Here is a 3,308-nt window from a genome sequence, read left to right on the forward strand (position 1 = left end):
CCCTCTAATGCGACAGGTTTTCCCTGATGCTTTAAATTATCACTGCCTTCCACAATAGGAAAAACCCCTTTGCACTTAGGGCAGTTTACTAAATCACCTTTAGCAGCAATAGGCACGCCTTGATAAACCCAATCATCAATGGCGGTAATAACTTTACCACCATGATCGGTTAGGTCGTTTAAACGGATCACAGCTCTGTCTGTCATATTTATAACTCTGTCATCAATGGTAGTATTTGTAGATCCCGCAAGCAGATTTCAATATCATTGGCTTTATTGATATGTTCTTGATTCTCGATGTCAAAAATATCTTTTGTCGTGATAATCAATGAGCCTTTTTTGTCATTTTTATCAGAAATAGATATTATTTCTTCTGCCATTGGGACTAAAGTTGGATCTATTTCTATTGGTAAATAGAGCATCCAGCCAGCATAAACTCTATCTGGGAAAACTTGTTTTTGTTTTAATGAGTAACCTCTTGTATCTACTAGAACAAATGGAGAGTTTCTAACCGATATTAAATTTATTAAAAATTCAATAATATCTTGAAAATTGAATTCACCTTTGTCTAAATTGATGCTTATAGATATATTAGTTTTACCTAATCTAACAGGATTAACATGGATTTTATCTTCGCCCATATATAGAATACTGTTGTTGTTCTCATCGATTCCATCAGATAATGATTTCACAATAAATCTAGAGTTTTCATTATAAGTTTCTTTAAAATCCTCTATAGCGTACTTAGTAGGTCCATTTTCATCAAATGCGTTATTTTTTAATCTTTCTTCTTGAGTATAACCAGGCAAACACCAACCACTTTTTCTAGTTGTTAACCTATTTATCTTGCATGTAATTTGATATAAATCAAGTAATGCATTTTCAGGAGTTAAAGCCTCATTTGAATCATGAAATAATTTTATTCTTGAAAATATCATTGACATTTTTAACTCTCCTTTTTGTGAGAATAATTAAAGCTCAGTGTTAAATACCGTAATGTTAGGAAATATAGAAAATGCTATAAGAAAGTATTCATAAGATATTGGTTCTAGAAAGTGCCAATGGGACTTTGGAATATTATTTAATGTCTCGCATACTAAATTCTGCCTTTTAGCCTGATTAATCATACTGTCATGTCCAGACATTTTTCCCTTTAACTTTATATTTTTATAAAAATCATTAGGTTCACCATTTTTAAAAAACTGGTCATACTTAGCCTTAGCCTCAAGAAATAAGCATTGTGCAGGTTTCCAACCATCAAAATTTGTATCCATGCATAACCAAGTCTCAATGATGCTTAATTCAGGGTTGTATATCGTCCCGGCAATTTTTGTTTGATAAGCAATAGTTATTTCCGAATACGATGTGGTTTTTTCCCAAACCATCATCACTTTCCCAATTGCTGGACACTTTTCACACTTGGTTCTGGATGAAGCAATCGTTTTTGTATCCGCTTTTGTTCTATCTTGTTCACCTTCTTTATCTTTGGTGCTTTCCATCACACCAACGGCGACTAATCCCGCAGTACAAGCAGCCAATGTCCATTCAGCAGCAGCTAAAAGAGCGGGAGCCGCTGGCGCAAGAAGTGGTAATGGCATCTCAATTTCTCCTTTTTAATAAATTATCCATGACCTGCAAATAGTCACGGTATTGTTGTTCTGAGCTATCTCCCGCGTTTAACATGTTCTGGATTTCTGACGAGCCGTGAAAATTACGGTTAAACGCAACGAAATATAAATAAGAGCGGATCAACGCTTCATCTTTAAACCCCATCGCAATCAAATCCAGATAAGCGGCCTTTAATCGCCAGTGCAGGCTGCGTTCACTTTCATTTTCGACTAATGCGCTTTGCTCTGCCAGAATACGTTGTCGGATCTGGGTCACATAAGCTTCATCTTCCGCATCAATAAATTTAGCGACCTGCTCCTTGCTGAGTTTTATCATCGTTAGGCCCCTTTTACGAAATAATCAATATTATCAAATAAATATACCCAATCATGAATACCGCCAGTGAATGCCGACAATTGCTCTGGGCTGAAAATATCCCGGATTTGATGCAAAATGCGGGGATCGTAAAAACGCAGTAAGGCTGTTTCCCCCGTTTCTTGCTCAACATTCAGGTAGTTTTCAAGGTGACGAGTCAGTTTGTCCAAAGACAGCGTGGTGTGTAGCCAAGATACCGAAGGTGCAACCTTTTCCAGCGCAAATAATTTTTCTTCCCATGATTTCGCATAAGCCATATCAAACAACCATGGCCCCGCGAATGCAATTTTGGCATCTGGGTATTGCCGGAACAGGGGATTATTCGTGCCAGCGATATACTTAATTTCCTCAGCAAAATGACGTTCATACTGTAGGCCACTGACTAAGGCATACCATTTCATTTCGGGGTGTATTTCTCTGTATTCACTCCACTTTTTCTGTAATTCCGGTGTCATGATTGCCCCCTGATAACCATTGCCGTGCCATCCAGTTCTGCTTTCATCAGACAGGTCAGACAGATTTCTTTCAACGGTGCCGTCAGGGCTTTTTCTGCCTGTACGACACTCGCCTGCTTCAGTTTATCCAGCCTATCCGGCAGTTTGCCACCCCAACCTGAGCCGCTGCCGGGTGATCCACTGCCAAAGTTGATGTTGGCACTGCTGGTAATACCGCTCGCATCGATTTTAAGGAAGTGTCCGGCGGCCTGTAGGGTCAGTTCACTGCTGGCATCAATGACGATTTTAGCGCCGGAACTCAGGTGAATTTCATTGCCGCTTTGAGTCAACAGGGCATCATCTGCCTGGATATGGAGTTTCTGCCCCGTAGATAGGGAAATATCATTTCCCGCCTGTACGCGGTACTCATTATCAATGCGTAAATGGGCATCATGTTTGATATGATGTGTCCGGTTGTGCCCGATATTATGGGTTTCATCATTCAGAACTTGTGCTTTCATATCCCGTTGAGCATGAATAAACACTTCCTCGCTGCCGTTTTCATCCTCAAAACGCAATTCGTTAAAGCCATTTCCTTTGTGGGTTTTGGTTCTGAATGTGGTACGGGTTTTTTCCGCCGGTAAATTCAACGGCGGACGGTTAAGTGCGTTATAGGTGCATCCGGTAATAATCGGGCGGTCAATATCGCCGTTGAGGTAGGAGATAATCACTTCCTGGCCGACTCGCGGTGTCGCCAGAAAGCCGAATCCGTTGCCATTCCAGCCTTGTGCCACCCGTACCCAGCAGGAAGCCTGGTCGTCCGGCGCATCGTAACGGTTCCAGTGGAAGTGAACGCGAACCGCCCCCTCTTTATTGACGTAGATTTCTTCTG

6 protein-coding genes are annotated in these 3,308 nt (G+C 40.7%); all 6 read right to left on the reverse strand.

The window, feature by feature from the left end; all coding sequences use genetic code 11:
* The coding region (locus tag C5471_RS22775; protein ID WP_166296491.1) for a PAAR domain-containing protein at positions 1-206 on the reverse strand (206 nt) is incomplete at its 3' end.
* A gap of 2 nt (positions 207-208) precedes the next feature.
* Positions 209-943 (reverse strand): immunity 52 family protein, encoded by a 735-nt coding sequence (locus tag C5471_RS22780; protein WP_133815431.1) that lies wholly within the window; start codon positions 941-943, stop codon positions 209-211.
* Positions 944-970: 27 nt separating this feature from the next.
* Complete coding sequence (locus tag C5471_RS22785) at positions 971-1,597, reverse strand: restriction endonuclease fold toxin 5 domain-containing protein (protein ID WP_133815430.1); 627 nt, start codon at positions 1,595-1,597, stop codon at positions 971-973.
* A gap of 1 nt (position 1,598) precedes the next feature.
* Positions 1,599-1,943, reverse strand: a complete 345-nt coding sequence (locus C5471_RS22790; protein WP_133815429.1) for a hypothetical protein — start codon at positions 1,941-1,943, stop codon at positions 1,599-1,601.
* Between the two features lie 2 nt (positions 1,944-1,945).
* Entirely contained in the window at positions 1,946-2,437 is a 492-nt protein-coding gene (locus C5471_RS22795; RefSeq protein WP_133815428.1) for a DUF4123 domain-containing protein, read from the reverse strand.
* On the reverse strand, positions 2,434-3,308 hold an 875-nt coding region (gene tssI, locus C5471_RS22800; RefSeq protein ID WP_166296493.1), incomplete at its 5' end, for a type VI secretion system tip protein TssI/VgrG. The genes C5471_RS22795 and tssI, both read right to left, overlap by 4 nt.

Origin of the sequence: Photorhabdus tasmaniensis (genome assembly GCF_011189505.1) — a bacterium.
Classification (GTDB): Bacteria; Pseudomonadota; Gammaproteobacteria; order Enterobacterales; family Enterobacteriaceae; genus Photorhabdus; species Photorhabdus tasmaniensis.